General features: G+C 71.7%; 16 protein-coding genes. 14 read left to right on the forward strand and 2 right to left on the reverse strand.

Annotated features, from left to right (window positions below; genetic code table 11):
* The first annotated feature begins 113 nt into the window (after window positions 1–113).
* The 4 genes from ACSRUE_RS46470 to ACSRUE_RS46485 all read left to right on the forward strand — a co-directional run bounded on the left by ACSRUE_RS46470 (window position 114) and on the right by ACSRUE_RS46485 (window position 3,868).
* Window positions 114–875 (forward strand): hypothetical protein, encoded by a 762-nt coding sequence (locus ACSRUE_RS46470; protein ID WP_437761922.1) that lies wholly within the window; start codon window positions 114–116, stop codon window positions 873–875.
* A 106-nt stretch (window positions 876–981) separates the two neighbouring features.
* A complete protein-coding gene (locus ACSRUE_RS46475) occupies window positions 982–1,590 on the forward strand; it encodes a precorrin-2 dehydrogenase/sirohydrochlorin ferrochelatase family protein (protein ID WP_437761923.1) in 609 nt (202 codons plus the stop codon).
* A 165-nt stretch (window positions 1,591–1,755) separates the two neighbouring features.
* Window positions 1,756–2,913 carry a PEGA domain-containing protein gene (locus tag ACSRUE_RS46480; RefSeq protein ID WP_441289147.1) on the forward strand — a complete coding sequence of 386 codons (1,158 nt, stop codon included), beginning with the start codon at window positions 1,756–1,758 and terminating at the stop codon, window positions 2,911–2,913.
* Between the two features lie 10 nt (window positions 2,914–2,923).
* Window positions 2,924–3,868, forward strand: coding sequence for a hypothetical protein (locus tag ACSRUE_RS46485; protein WP_441289148.1), 945 nt, complete (start codon window positions 2,924–2,926; stop codon window positions 3,866–3,868).
* 45 nt (window positions 3,869–3,913) lie between these two features.
* Here ACSRUE_RS46485 and hflX read toward each other — a convergent pair whose 3' ends face one another.
* Window positions 3,914–5,782, reverse strand: a complete 1,869-nt coding sequence (gene hflX / locus ACSRUE_RS46490) for a GTPase HflX (protein ID WP_441289149.1) — start codon at window positions 5,780–5,782, stop codon at window positions 3,914–3,916.
* Window positions 5,783–6,009: 227 nt separating this feature from the next.
* Between hflX and ACSRUE_RS46495 the strand changes: the two genes are divergently transcribed.
* The 10 genes from ACSRUE_RS46495 (at window position 6,010) to ACSRUE_RS46540 (ending at window position 17,153) form a co-directional block, all read left to right on the forward strand.
* Complete coding sequence (locus ACSRUE_RS46495) at window positions 6,010–7,077, forward strand: homoserine kinase (RefSeq protein ID WP_441289150.1); 1,068 nt, start codon at window positions 6,010–6,012, stop codon at window positions 7,075–7,077.
* Window positions 7,078–7,299: 222 nt separating this feature from the next.
* Window positions 7,300–8,193 carry a M48 family metallopeptidase gene (locus ACSRUE_RS46500; RefSeq protein ID WP_437761928.1) on the forward strand — a complete coding sequence of 298 codons (894 nt, stop codon included), beginning with the start codon at window positions 7,300–7,302 and terminating at the stop codon, window positions 8,191–8,193.
* Window positions 8,194–8,237: 44 nt separating this feature from the next.
* Window positions 8,238–10,055 (forward strand): dynamin family protein, encoded by a 1,818-nt coding sequence (locus ACSRUE_RS46505; RefSeq protein WP_437761929.1) that lies wholly within the window; start codon window positions 8,238–8,240, stop codon window positions 10,053–10,055.
* A 127-nt stretch (window positions 10,056–10,182) separates the two neighbouring features.
* Window positions 10,183–10,911 (forward strand): GTP-binding protein, encoded by a 729-nt coding sequence (locus ACSRUE_RS46510; protein ID WP_272097502.1) that lies wholly within the window; start codon window positions 10,183–10,185, stop codon window positions 10,909–10,911.
* On the forward strand, window positions 10,908–12,512 hold the full coding sequence (locus ACSRUE_RS46515; RefSeq protein WP_441289151.1) for a sensor histidine kinase: 1,605 nt from the start codon (window positions 10,908–10,910) through the stop codon (window positions 12,510–12,512). The genes ACSRUE_RS46510 and ACSRUE_RS46515 overlap by 4 nt, the downstream gene beginning before the upstream one ends.
* Before the next feature lie 10 nt (window positions 12,513–12,522).
* Complete coding sequence (thiL, locus tag ACSRUE_RS46520; RefSeq protein WP_441289152.1) at window positions 12,523–13,512, forward strand: thiamine-phosphate kinase; 990 nt, start codon at window positions 12,523–12,525, stop codon at window positions 13,510–13,512.
* Between the two features lie 42 nt (window positions 13,513–13,554).
* On the forward strand, window positions 13,555–13,830 hold the full coding sequence (locus ACSRUE_RS46525) for a type II toxin-antitoxin system Phd/YefM family antitoxin (RefSeq protein ID WP_441289153.1): 276 nt from the start codon (window positions 13,555–13,557) through the stop codon (window positions 13,828–13,830).
* A complete protein-coding gene (locus ACSRUE_RS46530) occupies window positions 13,809–14,114 on the forward strand; it encodes a type II toxin-antitoxin system RelE/ParE family toxin (RefSeq protein ID WP_441289154.1) in 306 nt (101 codons plus the stop codon). Before ACSRUE_RS46525 ends, ACSRUE_RS46530 begins: the two co-directional genes overlap by 22 nt.
* A 345-nt stretch (window positions 14,115–14,459) precedes the next feature.
* Window positions 14,460–16,016, forward strand: a complete 1,557-nt coding sequence (locus tag ACSRUE_RS46535) for an AAA family ATPase (protein ID WP_441289155.1) — start codon at window positions 14,460–14,462, stop codon at window positions 16,014–16,016.
* A gap of 6 nt (window positions 16,017–16,022) precedes the next feature.
* Entirely contained in the window at window positions 16,023–17,153 is a 1,131-nt protein-coding gene (locus ACSRUE_RS46540) for a hypothetical protein (RefSeq protein ID WP_441289156.1), read from the forward strand.
* A 152-nt stretch (window positions 17,154–17,305) separates the two neighbouring features.
* Here the strand turns inward: ACSRUE_RS46540 and ACSRUE_RS46545 are convergent, their stop codons facing one another.
* Window positions 17,306–18,973, reverse strand: a complete 1,668-nt coding sequence (locus ACSRUE_RS46545; protein WP_441289157.1) for a hypothetical protein — start codon at window positions 18,971–18,973, stop codon at window positions 17,306–17,308.
* Window positions 18,974–18,999: the final 26 nt, after the last annotated feature.

An 18,999-nucleotide genomic window follows, 5' to 3' on the forward strand; every position in this document is an offset into this window, starting at 1 on the left:
TCTGCTCGATCTGCTCCCAAGCACATCGCGGATCGAAGCGCGCGACGCGCGACGCGCGGCGCGCGGGCGGAGGCCGCCGTACCTGGCGCCTCCGAGAGGCGCGGCGAGCGCTCGTGGCGCTCGGCCGCGGAGCGGCGCGCTGGCTCGGGATCGCGCTGCTCGCGGCGCTCGCCCTCCGGGCGAGCTGGTCGATGGCCCAGGAGGGGCCGGGGCCCAAGGACATCGCGGACGCGGACGCGCAGCAGGCGCTCGGCGCGCCGGCCGCGCTGCCCACCCGGGTGGCGAGCCTCACGCTCGACAAGACGATCGTGCAGCTCACCGTGGGCTTCCGCGACGTCGTCGACGGCGAGATCTCGAAGAAGCTGCTCAGCGGGCTCCCCACCGTCATCACGATGCGCGGCTACCTCTTCCACGAGAGCGGGGGCAACCCTGTCGCGCTCGCCGCCAAGAGCTGCAGGATCGTCTACGACCTCTGGGATGAGGTGTTCCGGATCCAGCTGATCCAGGCCGGAGGTCAGTCGAGCACGGTCGCGATCAACGTCGAGGGCGTGCTCCGCAACTGCGCCGAGGCCCGGCGGCTGCCGCTCGTGGAGCGGTCGCTCGTCCGCGACGGCAGCCGCTATTTCGTCGCCGTGCTGATCGAGGTGAACCCCATGAGCGCCGAGATGCTCGATCGCATCAAGCGGTGGGTGACCCGGCCGCCCGGCTCGACGGCGATCGGGCCGGGCGACTCGCTGTTCGGCTCCTTCGTCGGCCTGTTCGTGACGCGCATCGGCAACGCCGACCGGAGGCTCGCCTTCCGCACGCAGCCCTTCTTGCCGCCGGTGCCGCCGCCCAGCCCGCCTCCTCCTCCCCAGCGGTCTCCCGGCCGCTGAGCCACGCGCGCGGCCGCCTCGCTCGGCGTCACGCCCCTCGCCCGCCGGGCGGCGCGCCGGTCTACACTCGTCGCGCGGACGCTCTGTTCGCGTCGGCTCCACCCCCATGCGCCTCTTTCCCATCGCGCTCGATCTCAACGGCCAGCGGGCGCTCGTCATCGGCGCGGACGGCGACGCGCCGTACACCGTGGAGCGCCTCCTCTCGGCGGGCGCTCGCGTCTCCGTCGTCGCGCCAGGGCAGGTCGACGGGGCCATCGAGCGAGCCAGCCGGGAGGGGCGGCTCGATCTGCGCCGGCGAGCATTCCTGGAAAGCGACCTCGCCGGGGCGGCGATCGTGTTCCTCGTGCCGGGCGACGAGGCGCTCTCGCGGCGCCTCCACGGGGAGCTCGCGGGCGCCGGGCGCCTCGTCTGCACGCTGGATCGCCCCGAGGTGTCGAACTTTGTCAATCCTTCGGTGGTCTCTGCCTCCGGGCTGACGATGAGCTTCAGCAGCCATGGCGTCAGCCCTGGAACGATACGGCGCATCCGGGAGGACCTCGGCGCCCTCTTCTCGGATCCTCGGTTCGCCCGCTACATCGAGGCGCTGCGCAGGCTCCGCGAGAGCCTCCCTCGGGGCCCCGAGCGGGCCGCGCGCATGCGCCGGGCGACCCTGGGCTTCGGGCTGGAGGCGAGGCTTCGGTTCCCTGCATGGCTGGAGCGGGGCGACGAGCCTTGATGTCCGAAGAGGCCGCGCCGGAGCGCCGGGGGCGCGGGCTTCGGTGCGGGCTTCGGTAACAGAGAGCGCGCGGCCCCGGATGAACGCGAAACCCCTTGTGTAGAGGGGCCTTCAAGGCTTAAGTGGGCGCCCACGCGACACTATCCGCGCAGGAGGGCTTACGGTATGCGTTCACGATCGGGCCGGCTGACGATGTTGACCTCGGCGGCGATGGTCTCTGGGCTCCTGACGCTGACGGGCGTCAGTCCGGCATCTGCGCAGACGGAGGCCAAGCCGGCAGCGCCCCCGGCAGGTAAGCCGGCCGCTGCGACGCCGCCCGCGGCCGGCGCGACACCTCCCGCGGCCGGTGAGCCCGCGACGAAGGTGACCACCACCAAGCCGAAGAAGGCGCTGACCGAGAAGCAGAAGAAGGACGAGGCGAAGAAGCTCTACAAGGAGGCCGAGGCCAGGTTCGACAAGGGCGAGTACGCTGTGTCGGCCGACCTGTACCGCCAGGCGGACGAGTACGTGCCCGGCGCCGCGCCGAAGTACAAGCTCGCCCTGTCGCTCGACAAGCAGGGCCTCGTCACCGAGGCTGTCGCGGCCTGGCAGGCCTTCCTCGATTCGAAGCCGGACGCCGAGAAGTTCAAGGAGAAGATCGCCGAGGGCCAGACGCGCGTCGAGGCCCTGAAGAAGACGCCGGCGAAGGTGAAGGTCGCGACCGTCCCGGAGGCGCCGCCTGGCCTCAAGGTCGCGGTCGACGGCGTGGCCCAGACCGGCAAGGAGCTCTCGGTCCCGCCCGGCAAGCACACCCTCACCGTCTCCGCCGAGGGGTTCGCCGACGCGAGCCAGGAGCTCGAGGTCACCTTCGCCGAGGCGCGCGAGGTCAACGTCACGCTGACGCCGCAGGCGCCGGCGCCGGTCGCTGCGGCGCCCGCGCAGCCCCCTACCCCGCCGCCGCCCGCCGACGTGCCGCCCGCGCAGCCGCCGCCGCCGGCCGCGCCGATCGAGTCGCGCTCTCCGGTGCCGGCCTACGTCACCCTCGGGCTCGCGGGCGCCGGTGTGGTGGTCGGGACGATCTTCGGCATCCAGGCGCTCGGCGCGAAGAGCGACTTCGATGACGCCCCGACGACCAAGACCGCGGACAAGGTCGATCGCTTCGCGCTCATCGCGGACATGTCCTTCGCGGTGGCGCTCACGTTCGGCGTCACCGGCGCGGTCCTGCTCCTCAGCGACGACCCGGCCCAGGCGAAGGCCGCAGCGTCGAGCGTGACGAAGAAGGCGTTCGTCACTCCGTTCGTCAGCCCGACAGGCGGCGGCGCCGCCGCGCGGTTTACCTTCTAAGGGGACTACTATGTGGAAGAAACAGCACCTTCTCGCGATGGCGCTCTGCGCTGGCGCGCTCTCGGCGCTCGGGATGGGCTGCGAGCTCATCGCCTCGGTCGATCGCTCGCGCATCCCGGGGGACGAGAACGTCCCCAGCGACGGATGTTCCGACGGCACGATGAACAACGAAGAGACCGATGTCGACTGCGGCGGTTCCATCTGCCCGAAGTGCGACACCGCCAAGGCGTGCACCGCAGCCACCGACTGCGCGAGCGGTTTCTGCGCCGACGACGTCTGCTGTGACGCCGCCTGCGACGCAGAGTGCGACGCCTGCACCGCCGCGCTCAAGGCGTCGGGCGACGACGGCGCGTGCGGCCCCTCGAAGGCCGAGACCGAGTGCGGCGAGGCGACGTGCTCCGAGGGCGTCGAGACGAGCCGCGGCACCTGCGACGGGGAGAGCGTGGAGTGCGCGCCCGGCGAGGAGAAAGCGTGCGAGGAGTTCGCCTGCAATGAGGCGGCCAGCGCCTGCCTCACCGAGTGCATGGAGGACGCGCATTGCGCGAAGTGCCACGAGTGCGCAGACGGCGCCTGCGTGCTGGCCGCGGCCGGCACGGAGGGCCTGGGCTGCGACGAGGGCCAGGCGTGCGACGCCGCGGGCGAGTGCAAGCCCGCGAACGGTCAGGAGTGCGACGCCGAGAGCGAATGCGCCAGCGGGCTCTGCGTCGACGGCGTCTGCTGCGACACCGCCTGCGACACGGCGTGCATGGCCTGCAATGTGAAGGACTTGGAGGGCACCTGCTCGAACGTCCTGCTCGGCAGCGAGGACGGGGCGGACTGCAGCGGCATCAACGTCTGCGACGGCAAGGGCGCCTGCAAGCTGGCCGGCGGCGAGGACTGCACGACGAACGAGCAGTGCGCGAGCGACAAGTGCCTCCCCTCCGTCTTCACGTGCGGCGAGATCCCGACGCCCTGAGCTCTCCCCGGCCCCCGCCGGGCTCCCCGTGGAGCCCGGCGGAGCTCACGCCTCGAACGTCCCTCTCACACGCGCGCTGATCTCTCCTGCCCTGGAGCTCGAAGGCGGGCCCAGCACCGTCATCGACTCGGCTTCCCCCTCGAACAGCCCGCCGTCCCCGAGCTCGCCCTCCGCGGCCTCCGCCTCGTAGACAGGCACCATCGCGGCCTCCTCCCAGCGGCTCTTGAGCCGCTCCGCGAGCTTCGCGAGCAGCTCCCGCGTCGTCTCCCGGTCCGTGGCGGACAGGACCACCGCGTCCGGGTGCCCGAGGAGCAGCCGCCGCCCCTCCGCCGGGGCGATCAGGTCCGCCTTGTTGAACACCACGATGCGGGGGATGCCGATGAGATCGAGCTCGGTCAGCAGCGCCTCGGTCGTCTCGATGTGCTGGTCGCGCGCGGGATCGCTCGCGTCCACGACGTGGAGCAGGAGGTCGGCGTCGGCGGCCTCCTCGAACGTCGCCCGGAAGGCCGCGAACAGGTCCTTCGGCAGCTCCCGGATGAAGCCGACGGTGTCGGTGATCACCACCTCGCGCTCCTCGGGGAAGCGCAGCCGCCTCGAGCGGGTGTCGAGGGTCGCGAACAGCTTGTTCTCGGCGAGCACGTCGGCGCCGGTCAGCGTGTTCAGCAGCGTGCTCTTGCCGGCGTTCGTATAACCGACGATCGAGACCACCGGCACGCCGAGCCGGGCGCGGCGGCGGCGGCGCTGCTCGCGCTGGCGGGAGAGCCGCTTCAGCTGCGCCTCCAGGAAGCTGACGCGCTCCTTCGCGCGGCGGCGCCCGATCTCGAGCTTCGTCTCGCCCGGACCGCGCCCGCCGATGCCGCCCGTCAGGCGAGACAGGGAGTCGTCCTTCTGCCCGAGGCGAGGGAGCGTGTACTTCAGCTGGGCCAGCTCGACCTGGAGCTTGCCGTCCGACGACTCGGCCCGCTGGGCGAAGATGTCGAGGATGAGCTGCGTCCGGTCGAGCACCTTGAGATCCGTGTGCTTCGCGATCGCCGAGGCCTGGGAGGGGGTCAGATCCCGGTCGAAGACCAGCGTCTCCGCGTCGAGCTCCGAGGCGCGCAGCACGACCTCGTCCAGCTTGCCCTTGCCGAGCACGAGCCGCGGGTCGAGCCGATCGCGCAGCTGGAGGACCGTGTCCGCGACGTCGACGCCCGCGGTCCCGGCGAGCTCGGTCAGCTCGCGCAGGCTCTCCTCGGCCCGTGCGAGCGCGCCCGCCTTGGATTTCTCGGCGACGTGGACGAGGATCGCGCGGCCGTCCTTCGCCGCGACCGACCGCGTGCGCGACCGCTTCGTGAACTCGTCCTCGAGCGCCTGGATGAGCGCGCCGAAATCGACGTCGGCGCGGCCGATCGCGACGGGGCCCACGGTCCGATACGGCAGCGCCGCCTCCCGGCGGCCGTCGCCGCGCCCCTCGGCCTCGTCCACGGTCACCGTGACCGCTTCCTTCCCGTGGACGGGCACGTTGTACGCGTACTGGAGGGTCCGCGGCTCGCCCTGCGGGGTGAGCTGCACGGCCGCGACCAGGTCGAGCCGGAGGCGGACGAGATCCACGAGATCGTCCCGGGTGAGCGGCTCGTTGAAGAGGTGCGTGTGGACGAGCCGCAGCGCCCTGAAGCGGCCCTGCGCGGCGCGGAGGCGCCCGATGTCCGGCAGCATCAGCCGGGTCGCGTCGCCGACGATGACGTAGTCGATCTCGCCCGAGCGGTGCACCAGAGCGCCGACCTGGCGCCCCGCCTCATGCGACGCCTCGGCGAGCGCCTTGATGAGCTCGGGCGTGGCGATGCTGGCGAGCGGGACCTTGCGGCGGTAGATGCGCTCGAGGGTCTTGGTGGCCTGGGGGCTGAGTCCGGTGGTGTTTCCGTAGAGGGTGGGCATTCGATAGTCGAAGGGGGATGTCGCTCCCGCTCACTCGATTTCATAACGCACGCGGGGCCGGTCCGCGACCAGGGGCACCGCGGATCTGCGTGCGGAGCGCGCATTTTCTCGTCGCTCGTCCCCCTTCCGTCTTCCGTCGCCTCCCCGTCCGTCGTCGCCTCCCGCCCGGCGCGCTCCTCCAGGTTCCTGTGGAGGCCGCGCGCGAGACGAGGCTACCCTGCGCCGCGATGGCCATCCTGACCCCCCTCTCGCTCGCGGATGCCCGCCGCATCGGCGCGCTCTACGGCCTGGAGATCGCCGACGTGCGCGGCCTGCTCGCCGGGAGCGTCAACTCCAACTTCGCGCTGACGCTCGCCGGCGGCCGCGGACAGGTGTTCCTGCGGGTCTACGAGGAGCAGCAGCTCGGCGCCGCGTCACGCGAAGCGCGCATGCTCGAGCACCTCGCGGCCGGGGGCGTCGCCACCCCGCAGCCGCTCCGGCGCCGCGACGCGGCGCCCCCCGACGCGGCGTCCGTGTCGGAGGGCGCCGCGTCGGAGGGCGCCGCGTTCGTCGCGGAGCACGCTGGAAAGCCGGTCGCGCTGTTCCCGTGGGTCGCGGGAGCGTCGCTCTGCCAGGCGCGCGTCACGCCGGACGCGACCCGCCGCGTCGGCGCGGCCCTGGCGCGGGTGCACCTCGTCGGCGCCTCGTTCGAGGGGGCGAACGCCAGCCGGTTCGACCTCGACGGCCTCGACCAGCGGCTCCGGGGGCTCCGTTCCCCTGCGCCCGCCACAGGCGCGACGTCGGCGCCCCCCGCTCCCGCCCCGGCCCTCCCGCCCGACGTGGCCGCCGCCGTCGACGAGCTCACCGGCCGGCTCGAACGGGTCCGCGCCGCGGCGCCGCGGACCCCCGGCCCCCAGACGCTGATCCACGGCGACCTCTTCCGCGACAACGTGCTCTGGGAGGCCGGCGAGATCTCGGCGCTGCTCGATTTCGAGAGCGCCTCGCGCGGGAGCGCCGCGTTCGACCTCGCCGTCACGATGCTCGCGTGGTGCTTCGGCGACGATCTCGACCCGGATCTCGTGTCCGCGCTCGCCGCCGGCTACACGGCGGTGCGGCCGCTCTCAACCGAGGAGCGCGACCGTCTGTTCCACGAGAGCGTGATCGCGGCGCTGAGGTTCTCCATCACGCGCATCACCGATTTCGAGCTCCGCCCGAAGGGCAGCGGTGTCTACAAGGACTTCCGGCGCTTCCTTGCGCGGCAGCGGGCGCTCGAGCGCCTCGGCCCGGAGGGGCTCCTCGCGCTGCTCGGCGTCTGATCCGCGCCGACGCGCGCCCGGTCCACACCGGGCCCGCGCCTGACGTCTCCCGCTGTCCGATCACCGTCCGCTCGCCGTCTGCTCGGCGCCTCCACCGTCTTCACCGTCCGATTCCGGCCCGATTCAGATGTGAGCGGAGGTCGTCTGTGATTTTGCGTTAACTTCGCTGCGCCTGGCGATGGCGGCGTTGCGCGGTCCCGGCCCGGCCGTTACCTTCGCCGGATGGCACAGGTCGGAACGCTCGATTTCAAGGGCTTCATCGAGAGACGGAAGGGCCAGCGCGCGGGCGGCGGGGACGGCGCGGGCAACGCGTATGCCTACGTGTCCGACAAGAACACGCGGCTCGCCTTCGAGAAGATGCGTCCGGTCGAGCTCGCCGTGACCGCCGCGGTCAGGCTGTTCAAGACGGTCGGCAAGAACGAGCTGCTCGGCCACGCCGTCAAGGTCGGCCCCGCGCAGTTCCCGCGGGTCCACAAGCTCGCGGTCCACTGCGCCGAGACGCTCGGGATCACGACCCCGACGATCTACATCGTCAACAGCCCCACCCTCAACGCGGCCACCTACGGGACGAACGACGACTCGTTCATCATGGTGCACTCGGCGCTGGTCGATCATTTCACCGACGACGAGCTGCTCAGCGTCATCGGCCATGAGTGCGGCCACATCCACAACAGCCACGTGGTCTACCTGACCGCCATGCACTACCTGACGCGGATGGCGTCGGTCTTCGTGAAGTGGATCGTCGGTCCGGCGATGCTCGCGCTCTCCGGCTGGTCGCGCCGGGCCGAGGTCACCTGCGACCGCGCCGGCCTGCTCTGCGCGAAGAGCCTCGACGTCTCGACGCGCGCGCTCACCAAGCTCGCGCTCGGCTCGACCAAGCTGTACGAGGAGCTCAACCTCGAGGCGTTCATCGCCCAGCACGAGGAGGGCAAGGGCGGCGTCGGCAGGTTCGCCGAGTTCACGGCCAGCCACCCGTGGCTGCCGAAGCGCGTCCTCGCGCTCCGGGCCTTCGCCGAGAGCGAGCTCTACAAGCGCCACGCCGGGCTCGGCGCGGGCGGCCTCTCCATGGAGGAGGTCGACGAGAAGGTGCACGAAGTCATCAAGATCTGGGGCTGAGGGGCTCCCGCTCCTGGCAAGGCGCAAGGCCGAGGTAGACGCACATGCTCGAATCCTTCCACAGCCGCAAAGACGACGTGACCGGGGCGCTCAGGGAGCTCGTGACGTTCGCCGAGTCCCTCGGCGCCAAGAGCGTCGCGGCGCGCATCTCGAACGATCTCGTGAAGAAGCTCGACGCCGATCGGTTCCACCTCGTCGTGGTCGGCGAGTTCAACCACGGCAAGACGACGTTCGTGAACGCGCTGCTCGGCGCCTCGATCCTCCCCGTCGGCGTGACGCCCACGACGGCGGTGATCCACCACCTCGAGTACGCGGCCGATCCGCGCGCCGAGGTGGTCTACGCGTCGGGCGAGCGCACCGGCCTGCCGTTCGAGGACGTGCGGGCCTTCACCGTCGGCGGCGAGCGCTCGTCGAGCGCCGGCGAGGTGAAGTTCCTCGAGGTGGGGTACCCGGCCGAGCTCCTGCGCGAGCGCGTGGTCCTCGTCGACACCCCCGGGGTGAACGACCTCTCGCTCCAGCGGGCGGACATCACCTACAGCTACATCCCGCGGTCGGACGCCGTGCTGTTCCTCATCGACGCAGGCCAGCCGCTCAAGGAGAGCGAGCGGGTCTTCCTCCAGGAGAAGCTGCTCGGGCAGTCGCGCGACAAGATCCTGTTCGTCGTGACGAAGCGCGACATCTGGAGCCAGGACGAGGAGGTCGAGGCGCTCGCCTACATCCGGAGCGAGCTCGGGAAGCTCGTGAAATCGCCCGTGGTCTTCCCGATCTCGAGCGAGCGGGCGCTGGAGGGCGATCGGCCCGGCAGCGGGATGCCGGAGCTGCTCGATCACCTGACCCGGTTCCTCGCCGAGGAGCGCGGGCGCATCCTGCTCGACAACGCGCTCGGCGAGGGCCTCGAGTCCGCGCGCCTGCTCGGCAAGGGCGTGGACGCGCGGCGGCGGGCGACCGCGATGTCGCGCGACGAGCTCAGCCGCCGCATCGAGATGATCGAGAAGGACCTGGCCGGCCAGTCGCGCACCATCGAGGAGCGGCGCGCCGGCATCCGCGAGGAGGTGAGCGCCATCCGGGCGTGGGTGCACCGCGATCTCGATCGCTTCGTCGACGACGTGCTCCGGCAGCTCCCGGCGATCATCGACGAGGCCCACACCGACGAGATCAAGGTCTACCTCGGGGCGTTCCTGGAGCGCACGTTCGCCGAGTGGGCGCAGGCCGAGACGAAGGAGATCGCCACGGCGCTCGAGGCGCTCGCCGAGAAGACGATCGCGCTCGTGCGCGAGGACGCGCACGACGTGGCGAAGCGGGTCAGCGAGGCGCTCGGCGGCGACGTGAAGACGCCGAACGTCGAGGTCGACACGTTCGGCTACGACGTCGGCGTCTTCGCGCTCTTCACCATCGGCCTCGGCGTGATGTTCACGAACGCCCTGCTCGGCGGGATCCTGGCGCTCGCGGCGCCTGTCCTGGCCGTGTACGTGAAGGAGAAGGTCGAGGCCGAGACCCGCAAGAAGGCGAAGGAGATGGCGCCGATCGCGCTGCGCGAGGCCGCCACCCGGATCGGGCCGAAGCTCGACGAGATGATCCAGGAGTTCGCGAGCCGGCTCGACGCGTGGGTGGTCACGGCCGGCCAGGAGCTGCACCGGGAGGTCATCGAGGTCCTCAAGGCGGCGCGCGAGGAGCGGGTCCAGGCCGAGCCGAGCAGCGAGAGCCAGCTCGAGGCGTGCGACGCCCAGGCCGAGGCGCTCCGGGCGCTGACGTCGCGCCTGGAGGGGCTGCGGAGCGCGCTCTGGACCGTCGAGAACGGCGAGAGCAGGCCGATCCCCCCGCCCGTGTCCAGCGTGCCCAACGCGCCCGGCGGCTCGGCCTGACCTCGGCTTGAGCGAGCGCACGCCTCCTGACAAGGGAGGAGGAGGAGGAGATCCGGCCCAGCCCGACCTCCTCCGCCCTGCGCCGTGGCCATATCCAATCGTCGGGCGCTCATGCGAGAATGCGGCCGTGCAGCTCGACTTCGCAGCCCGTGAAGTGACGATCAAGCTCGTCTATTACGGCCCGGCGCTCAGCGGCAAGACGACGAACCTCGTCTCGCTGCACGGCCTCGCCGGGTCAGACGCTCGCGGACGGCTGATGACGCTCGAGACGCAGGACGATCGGACGCTGTTCTTCGATCTCCTGCCGCTCACCTTCCGCGCGAAGGACGGCGACGTCTCGCTCCGCATCAAGCTGTTCACCGTGCCCGGCCAGCCGATGCACGCCGCCACGCGGAGGCTCGTGCTCCAGGGCGCGGACGGGGTCGCGCTGATCGCCGACTCGCAGATCTCCGAGACGCAGCGCAACGCCGAGGCGTTCTTCGATCTCCGCCAGAACCTGCGAGAGAACGGCCTCGATCTCGCGAGGATGCCGCTCGTCATCCAGTTCAACAAGCGCGACCTGCCCGACATCCGGAGCGACGAGGAGCTGGCGCGGCTCGCCGCGCGGGGCAAGGAGCCGGTGTACAAGGCCGTCGCGACCCGCGGCGTGGGCACGGTGGAGACGCTCATGGGTCTGCTCCACCTCACGTGGGAGACGCTCGATCAGACGCATCAGCTCTCGAAGCGGCTGTCGATCAGCGGCGAGGAGCTCCTGAACAGCGCGGCGCGCCAGCTCGGGGCGACGAGCTCGGTGAACGACCTCCTGGCGAGACGAATGGGCGGCAGCCTCGAGAAGAGCTCCCGGATCGTTCCATGAGGCCCGACGCCCACAAGGGGACGCCGGCGGATTTCGGTCTCGACGACGACGATCTCCTCGGCATGCCGGGCTCCGCGCCGATGCCGTCGGCGCGCGTCGCGGACGGGCCCAGCTCCTCGAAGCGCGACGGCGCGTCCAGCGCGCCTGAGCCCGCGACGCTGCCCCCCCCCGCGGCGGCGCCGGTGGTCGACCTGGTCGGCATCGGCCCCCTCTCGCTCGAGGATCTCGTGGATCGCCAGGCCCTCGGGGAGATGGCGGCGTCATTTCACAAGCTGTTCGGCCTGCCGATCCGGATCCAGTCGATCAACGGCGCCACGCTCGCGGAGTCGGGCGCGCTCGCGCCGCTCCCGCCGCTCGGCGGCCTGACGGGGGAGCAGGAAGGCCGGCGAGCGAGCGTGGCGCCGGCGGATCGGACGGCGAGGCAGGGCGCGCCGGCCGGCAGCGAGGTCGCGGATCCCTGCTTCGAGGGCGCGCTCTACCAGGTGTTCCCGATCGAGTACGACGGGCGTGCGATCGGCCGGTCGATCCTGGGCCCCTACCTCCCCGACGGCCTCGACGATCCCCCTGCCGCGCAGATCGAGGCGGCGTCCCAGCTCGATCTCGCGCCTGCGGCGGAGGGGCGGCCGCGGACGCCGCGGCTCCGGCCGGAGCGGCTCGGCGCGATCGCGGACCACCTCCGCTCGGTCCTCGATCTGATCCTGTTCAGCGGGCACAAGTCGCTCCTCACCTCGACGATGCACGTCGCGTCGATCCGCGAGAGCTTCCGTGAGCTGTCGCAGAAGAACGCCGAGCTCGAGCAGGCGTACGAGCGGCTGAAGGCTCTCGACCGGCTCAAGTCGAACTTCCTGGCCACGGTGTCGCACGAGCTCCGGACCCCGCTCACGTCGATCATGGGGTACAGCGAGATGCTCGCCGAGGGCATCGGCGGGCCTCTGACCGATGAGCAGCGCGAGTTCATCGATACGATCCGGTCGAAGAGCGAGCAGCTGCTCGGGCTCATCATGAGCCTCCTGGATCTCTCGAAGCTGGAGAGCGGCACGTTGATCGTGCATCGCACCGAGGTGGCCGTCGGCCCGGTGCTCGTCGAGGCGGCGTCGACCATCGCGCCGGCTGCCTCGAAGAAGGGCGTCGAGCTCCGGATCCAGGCCGAGGACGATCTCCCGCCGGTGCTGGGGGACGGCGACCGGCTGCGCCAGGTGTTCATCAACCTCGTCGAGAACGCGGTGAAGTTCACCGAGGCGGGGGGCGAGGTGCTGCTCGTCGCGCGCGCCGTGAGCGAGGACGTGGACGACCTCCCCGGGCTGGTGCTCGTCGCGCCGCTCCAGCAGGCGGTCGAGATCCGCGTCGTGGACACGGGCATCGGCATCCCTGCGGGCGAGCGGCTGAAGGTGTTCGACCCGTTCTACCAGATCGATCAGAGCTCGACGCGGGAGCACGGCGGCACGGGGCTTGGTCTCTCGATCGTCAAGCGCCTGGTCGAGGCGCACAGCGGCACGGTCCGGATCGAGCCGAACGAGCCGCACGGCACCGTGTTCGTGGTCAAGCTGCCCACGGTCGCCGGCTCGCCGGCGAACAGCGTCCTGCCGCCCATCTTCCAATGAGCGGGCTCCCATGAGCGGGCGCTCCGAGTGGAAGCGCATCGACATGCTGCGCGCCGTGCTCGGGGGCGCGACGGGCGACCACGTGCTGTGCGGCATCGGCGATGACGCCGCGATCCTCGCGCCGGTAGCCCCGCGGGACGGGGCCCTCCCGGGCGCCCCGGAGCCGCTCGTCTGGACGGTCGACAGCGCCGTCGAGGGCGTCCATTTCCGGCGCGATCTCCTGGGCTTCGAGGATCTCGGCTACCGGGCGACGATGGCTGCGGCGAGCGATCTCGCGGCGATGGGGGCGCGCCCGGTCGGCCTGCTCGCCGCGCTGGTGCTGCCTCCAGACGTGAGCGACGACGACCTCGGCGCCCTCGCCGCGGGTCAGCGCGCCGCGTGCGACGAGATCGGCACGGCGATCATCGGCGGGAACCTCTCGCGGGGCGGCGAGATCTCGATCACCACGACGGCGCTCGGCGTCGCGGCGCTGCCGCTCCGGCGCGACGGCGCGCGGCCCGGCGACGCGCTCGCGCTGGCGGGTCCGGTCGGCCTCGCCGCGGCCGGTTTTGCGCTGCTCGACCGCGGCATCGCCCCGGCCGGCGCGGCGGCTGAGCTGGCGCTCCGCGCGTTCCGCCGTCCGGTGGCGCGCATCGAGGCGGGCCTCCGCGCGGCGGCGCGCGCCCGCGCGGCGATCGACGTCTCCGACGGCCTCGTCGCGGACGTGGCGCACCTCGCGCGCGCGAGCGGCGTGCGTGCGCTGCTCGATCCCGCGGCGCTCGTGAGCGCCGACCTCCGCGACGCCGCCGCGCAGCTCGGCCTGGACGCGCTGGATCTCGCGCTGTACGGCGGCGAGGACTACGCGGTCGTGGTCGCGGGCCCCGACGTCGGGCAGCTCGCCGGCTTCGTGGCCATCGGCCGCTGCGCGCCGCGCGAGGAGGGCGCGAGCGACGTCGCGCTGGTCGGACCGGACGGGCAGCTCACGAGCCTCGTGGCGCGGGGGTACGACCACTTCGCCTGACGCCGCTTGCCGCGCGCGGGCAGAGTGATACTTTTGTGATACATGAACGCGCCCGCCATCAAGCCGGTGACCGAGATCAAGCGTCACGCGACGGAGATCATCGCGCAGCTTCGAGCGGATCACGTGCCGGTGCTGATCACGGAGCACGGGCGCTCGGCGGCGGTCCTGCTCGACATCGAGAGCTACCAGGGCTTGCTCCGGCGGCTCGAGATCCTGGAGGGCATCGCGCGCGGCGAGCGAGCGCTCTCGGAGGGGCGCGTCGCCTCGCATGACGAAGCGAAGGCGCGGCTCGACCGATGGCTCGACGAGCCGCGCTGATCTGGGCGGCCCCGGCGCTCGATGACCTGGACGAGATCGTCAGCTGGATCGCCCGAGAAAACCGGAGGGCAGCCGCGGAGCTCACCCGTCGCGTGCTGGCCGGGGTGGAGCGCCTGCGCGATCACCCGGAGTCGGGGAGGTGGGTGCCGGAGATCCCGAGCGAGCGCTACCGCGAGGTGATCGTCCCGCCGTGTCGGATCATCTACCGGCGGGAGGGCGCGAAGGTGCTCATCGTCCACGTGCTCCGCTCGGAGCGGCTGCTCCGGGCGGACCGGCTGTTCTGACTTCTTGCGACGATCGCGCCTGGCGCCTCTCCACCCGTGCCAGCAACAGCGCTCGCGAGCGCGCCTGGCGTTCTCCCAACCGCGTCCGCGGCGCTCGCGAGCGCTCCTGGCGTTCTCCCAGCCGTGTCCGCGGCGCTCGCGAGCGCGCCTGGCGTTCTCCCAACCGTGTCCGCCGCGCTCGCGATCGTGCCGCGGGTTCTCCCAGCCGCGTCCGCCGCGCTCGCGCTCGCGCCTCGGGTTCTCCCGACCGCGTCCGCCGCGCTCGCGCCTGGAGTTCTTCCCGGAGCAGGACACAGCCCCTGCCCCGTTCTTGACCGCTTGCCACCCGTTCGCTACCCGAGTCAGGTGAGCCTAGAAGCGTTCGGCGTGAAGAACCTGCGGTGCCTGACGGACACCGGCCTCGTGCCGATCCGGCCCATCACCGTCCTGGTCGGCCGCAACAGCTCGGGCAAGAGCACCTTCCTTCGAGCGTTCCCGCTGCTCCGGCAGAGCGTGGAGACGCCCCGAGACAGCCCGATCCTCTGGTATCACGAGCGGTATGTGGATTTTGGCTCGCTGAAGGATGCCGCCTCCAGTCGGCTCGTCGAGCCGGAGGTAACCTTCCAATTCCGGCTGCGGCTGCCAGAGCAGGCACAGGTCGCTCTCGGCGACCCTGCCTTCGACATCGCGGTGACGCTCGCCGGAGGCGAGACCCCTCATGTGAGGGGCTACGAAATTGGCGCCGAGGGCCATGTCGTCCGATGGGAGCTCGACGCCACGGGCCGGCTCCTCAGGCTCGTTGCGAACGACGAGACAATCCAGACCGAAGCGCCTCTCTCGCTGGGAACGAAGTCGTACCTGCTGCCGACCTTGCAACCAGGCACGGAGCCGACGCTGAGCTACCACCAGGTGCCGGAAGGGCTCGTACCCGAGGCGATCGACTACCAGACGAAGGCAGATGCGGTCCTGCTCAAGCCGCTCGCCGCGCTGCTCGTTCCTTTTTTTCACGGAAACACGTCGGCGGACACGATCGACGCGGTGGCCGACGAGATGTTCCTTGGCAAGCGAAGCGCCATGCTGAAGCGGCTCGTCTCCCTCTCGGATCACGCTCAGTTTCAGAAAAGGGTGGGTGGTCTCGGCCCCGGCGACGACGGGTTCGAGCGCATCGCCTCCGCAGCAGCGGCACGCATGTCGCCCTACATCATCGAGGCAGCCGATCTCGTCCTCGCCGACCTCATGAGCCGCGTCGCGTACCTCAAGCCCCTTCGCGTGAGCCCGGAGCGCGCCTACCGCATCCAGAACCTCGCCGTCGATGAGGTGGATCCCGACGGCAAGAACCTCCCCATGTTCCTGCGCTCGCTCTCCATCCCCGAGGCGGAGGACTTCGCCCGCTTCACCCAGACCACGCTGGACTTCGAGACGAAGGTCCGCACGACCGGGATCCACGCCGAGATCCTCGTCAAGGAGGGCCGGGCCAAGGGCTTCGTCAACCTCGTCGATGTGGGCTTCGGCTACTCCGAGGTCCTCCCGCTGGCCGCCGCCCTCTGGGCGGCGTGCATCCGCCCCCGCATGCAGAAGCGGGCCCCCGCGCCGCTCGTCGCGATCGAGCAGCCCGAGCTGCACCTCCACCCCGCCGCCCAGGCGAAGCTCGCGCGAATGCTCGTGGAGGCGGTGTCCGGGAGCGGCTCGAAGATCATCGTGGAGACGCACAGCGAGTCGCTGATCAACGGCCTCGGCAAGCTGATCCACGAGGGCCATCTGAAGGCCGAGGACGTGCAGATCGTCCTCTTCGACAAGGACGAGGAGACCGGCGAGGCCGAGGTGCGCCTCGCCGGCTACCGCGACAGCGGCGCCCTCCACGACTGGCCCTACGGCTTCCTGTCCCCCGTCGCCGACCGACGTGTACGCTCCGCGGCGGAGTGACGCGCGGTGCTTCTCCACCTCCACGAGTCCGCGGCGGCGGACGCGCTCTCGAACAGCGCCACCGCGCGAGGCTCGCACGCGTCCATCGAGAACCTGCTCCTCGCGCACTTCGATGGCAATCACGTGATCTCGCTGCGCCCCGAGGACGCCGAGGCGCTCCTCGGCTCGGCGCACAGCTGGTCCCCGCGCGCGCGGCGAGCCCTCCAGCACGTGGACGAGAACTTCGCCCAGATCGCCGGCCTGCGTGACGAGGTCCCCTGGTCGATCGAGCTGGGAATCGGCGCGGCGTTCGACGGTACGGCGCGCGAGGTCCCAGGCGGCCGGAGGGTGATCCGCGCGCCGCTCTCGGCTTTCGACCGGACCCACAAGACGGCGTGCTGCGTGCTCCTCGGCGAGAACCGGACCGACGCGGGCCTGTTCGCAGAGCTCGGCATCATGATGCTGGCCCAGCGTCGCTGGGAGGCGATCGACATGGTCCACGAGGCTCGCGGCGGCGGCGGAGACACGATCGCGAGCGAGTTCCGTAGCCTCGCTGATCAGGGTCGCATCGTGCTCGCCATCGGAGATACCGATCAGCGACACCCGGGTGGCGCCGTCGGCGGCACGTACCGCAAGCTGGCCGAGGCCGCCAGGGACCGTCCGACCTACCAGCGCGCCCGCGCGCTCCACGTGCGCACGGCAGAGGCGCTGGTGCCGCTCGCGATCTACCGCGAGGTGCTCTCGTCGCCCGAGCGCCTCACCCGCATCGACAGGATCGCCCAGCTGCTCCGCTCCGCGCCGGCCGACGTCCTCCGCTATGCGCACCTCAAGGACGGGCTCCGGCTCCACCAGGTCGACAACCCGCGGACGCCGGAGGAGGGCAAGTACTGGTGCCGGATCGCGAAGAACTGCGGGCGCGACCGCTGCAACCAGGCATCCCGCGAGCAGTGCACGAAGCGGGAAGAGTGCAGGTGCTACGTCGTCGACGCGCTCGGCGCGGACGCGCTCTCCGACGTTGTGAGCTGGGTGCAAGCCCGCAAGTCGAAGCGAGATCTCGCCAGGCGCTTTCACCTGCTCGCTAACGAGGACGCCGCCCTGAAAGAGCTCGCCGACGAGGTGCTGGCCTTCGGCCTCGCGCTCGCGCCGCTCTCGACGTGAGATCCGAGCGCCTGCTATATCGCGGCGGTCTTGGCGAGAAGCGTCGCCTCGGCCTCAACACTCTCGGCTCGCGAGGCAGATCCCTGGCAGGATTTCTGAAGCGCGGAACCAGCTTTTCGTCAGCCCAGGGGTGAATTGCGGCAGGTGAGCGCTCATGGTCGCTCGGGCTGTCCACCGCCGGCGCACTCGATGCCGATGCGCAGCACGACCTCGCCGGCGCCCAGGTCGACGCCGAGCAGCGCAGCGTCGCCCAGGGCGAGCAGGAAGCGCAGCGCGTGCGGGGCGATCCGGAGCGGCGGTGACAGGCGCAGCGCGTCGCTCCCCTCGTCCACCCACGCGATCCGGCAGGCGTCGCCGACGTCGAGCGCGAGCGCGAGGTGCGACACCGAAAAGGCGTGCAGCACGGCGCGCCCGGGCAGCGGGATCCGCCGGGGCGGCGCGCCGGCCACGCCGCGGCGGACGATCGCGCGCCCGCCCGCCTCAAGGTGATCGCGCCCCACGACCCGCGCCGAGGGCGGCGCGCCGAGCCCGAGGTGCACGAGCGCCTCGAACGCCTCGCGCTCCTCGGGCGTGGGGCCGAGCGGCTCGCCCAGGGGCGGCGCCGCAGCCGGCGCGGACCAGGCTGCGGTGATCGCACGCGCCGCGGCTGCCTGCTCTGGGGTCGCGGCGGGGTGCACGGCCACGACGTTCCCTCGCGCGTCGAGCTCCTGCACGCCGCCGCCCTTGCCCACGAGCAGACGGCCCTCCCGGACCGCAAGGACGGCATCGCCAAGGAGCTTGCCGAGGACGGTGCGCGCGCCGCTCTCGAGGCGCACGATGTCCTGGAAATCCACCGCGTATACCGCCGCGTCGCCAGCGGCCACCGGGCGGCGCAGGTGCAGCGTGCTCGATGCGCCGACCAGCGAGGTGGGCTCCGGCAGGGCGAACGGCGCCGGGAAGAGCCGCTCGCGGAGCAGATCCGCGTCCTCGCTGGACGCGAGCCGGCGCACCGCGTCGATGATCGCCTCACGGAGCCTTCCGTCGAGCGGCGCGAGCTGGGCGCGGGCGCCTGGGGAGAGCGGCCCGAGGTCCAGGAGATGGCGCCCGGCGCCCGCGAGCGCCTGGTCGCTCGGACGGGACTGGAGCGCGCGCTGGAGATCCTCGCCGAGGAAGCGGCCGAGCAGGCGCCGCGGGAGCAGCTCGTAATCGGGCCGGCGCGCGAACGGCCCGGACCCGGCTCCGTACCATTCCAGGAGCCCTCGGGCCTTGCGCATGTTCGCGCCGGCCTGCTCGATCCACGCCGCCGCCTCCAGGGTGTGCCAGGGATCCAGGAGGCGCTCGATCGGAGCGCACCAGGGGCCCTTGAGGTTCGGCGGGATCGCCTTGCGCCATTCGCACCGCGCGCGCTCGCCCTCCTCGCTGCTCCAGCGCGTCACGTCCTCGAGCGGCTCCGGTACGCCGTGCGCGGCGAGCCACTCGAGCAGCGCGCGGTCGTCACGCAGCTCGGCCCAGCCGCACCACTGCTTCCAGTCGAGGCCCCGCCAATAGATCGAACGGTTCTCCGGGTACAGGTCCACCCGGCCCACCGGCCCGCCCTCCGCCGCAAGCACGATTCCGAGTTGCGGCAGCCCGTGCGGCGCGCGGCCGCGCTCGTCGAAGGAAGCCTTGTGCTCGTCGATCTCGAGCGCCCCTCCGAGGACCTGCAGCGCCGTCCGGTCGAGCTCGGCGAGGACGCGATCGCCCCCGTCGACCACCTGGCCCCGGGACGCCGCCGCGAGCGCGCGCTGGAGGTCCTCGTTCCGGGGAGGGCGGCCGTAAGGATAGGGATTGATGAAACGCACGAGCTCGTCTCGCTCCTCGCTCCGGG

The sequence above is a fragment of the Sorangium sp. KYC3313 genome, assembly GCF_052075895.1.
Classification (GTDB): Bacteria; Myxococcota_A; Polyangia; order Polyangiales; family Polyangiaceae; genus Sorangium; species Sorangium cellulosum_B.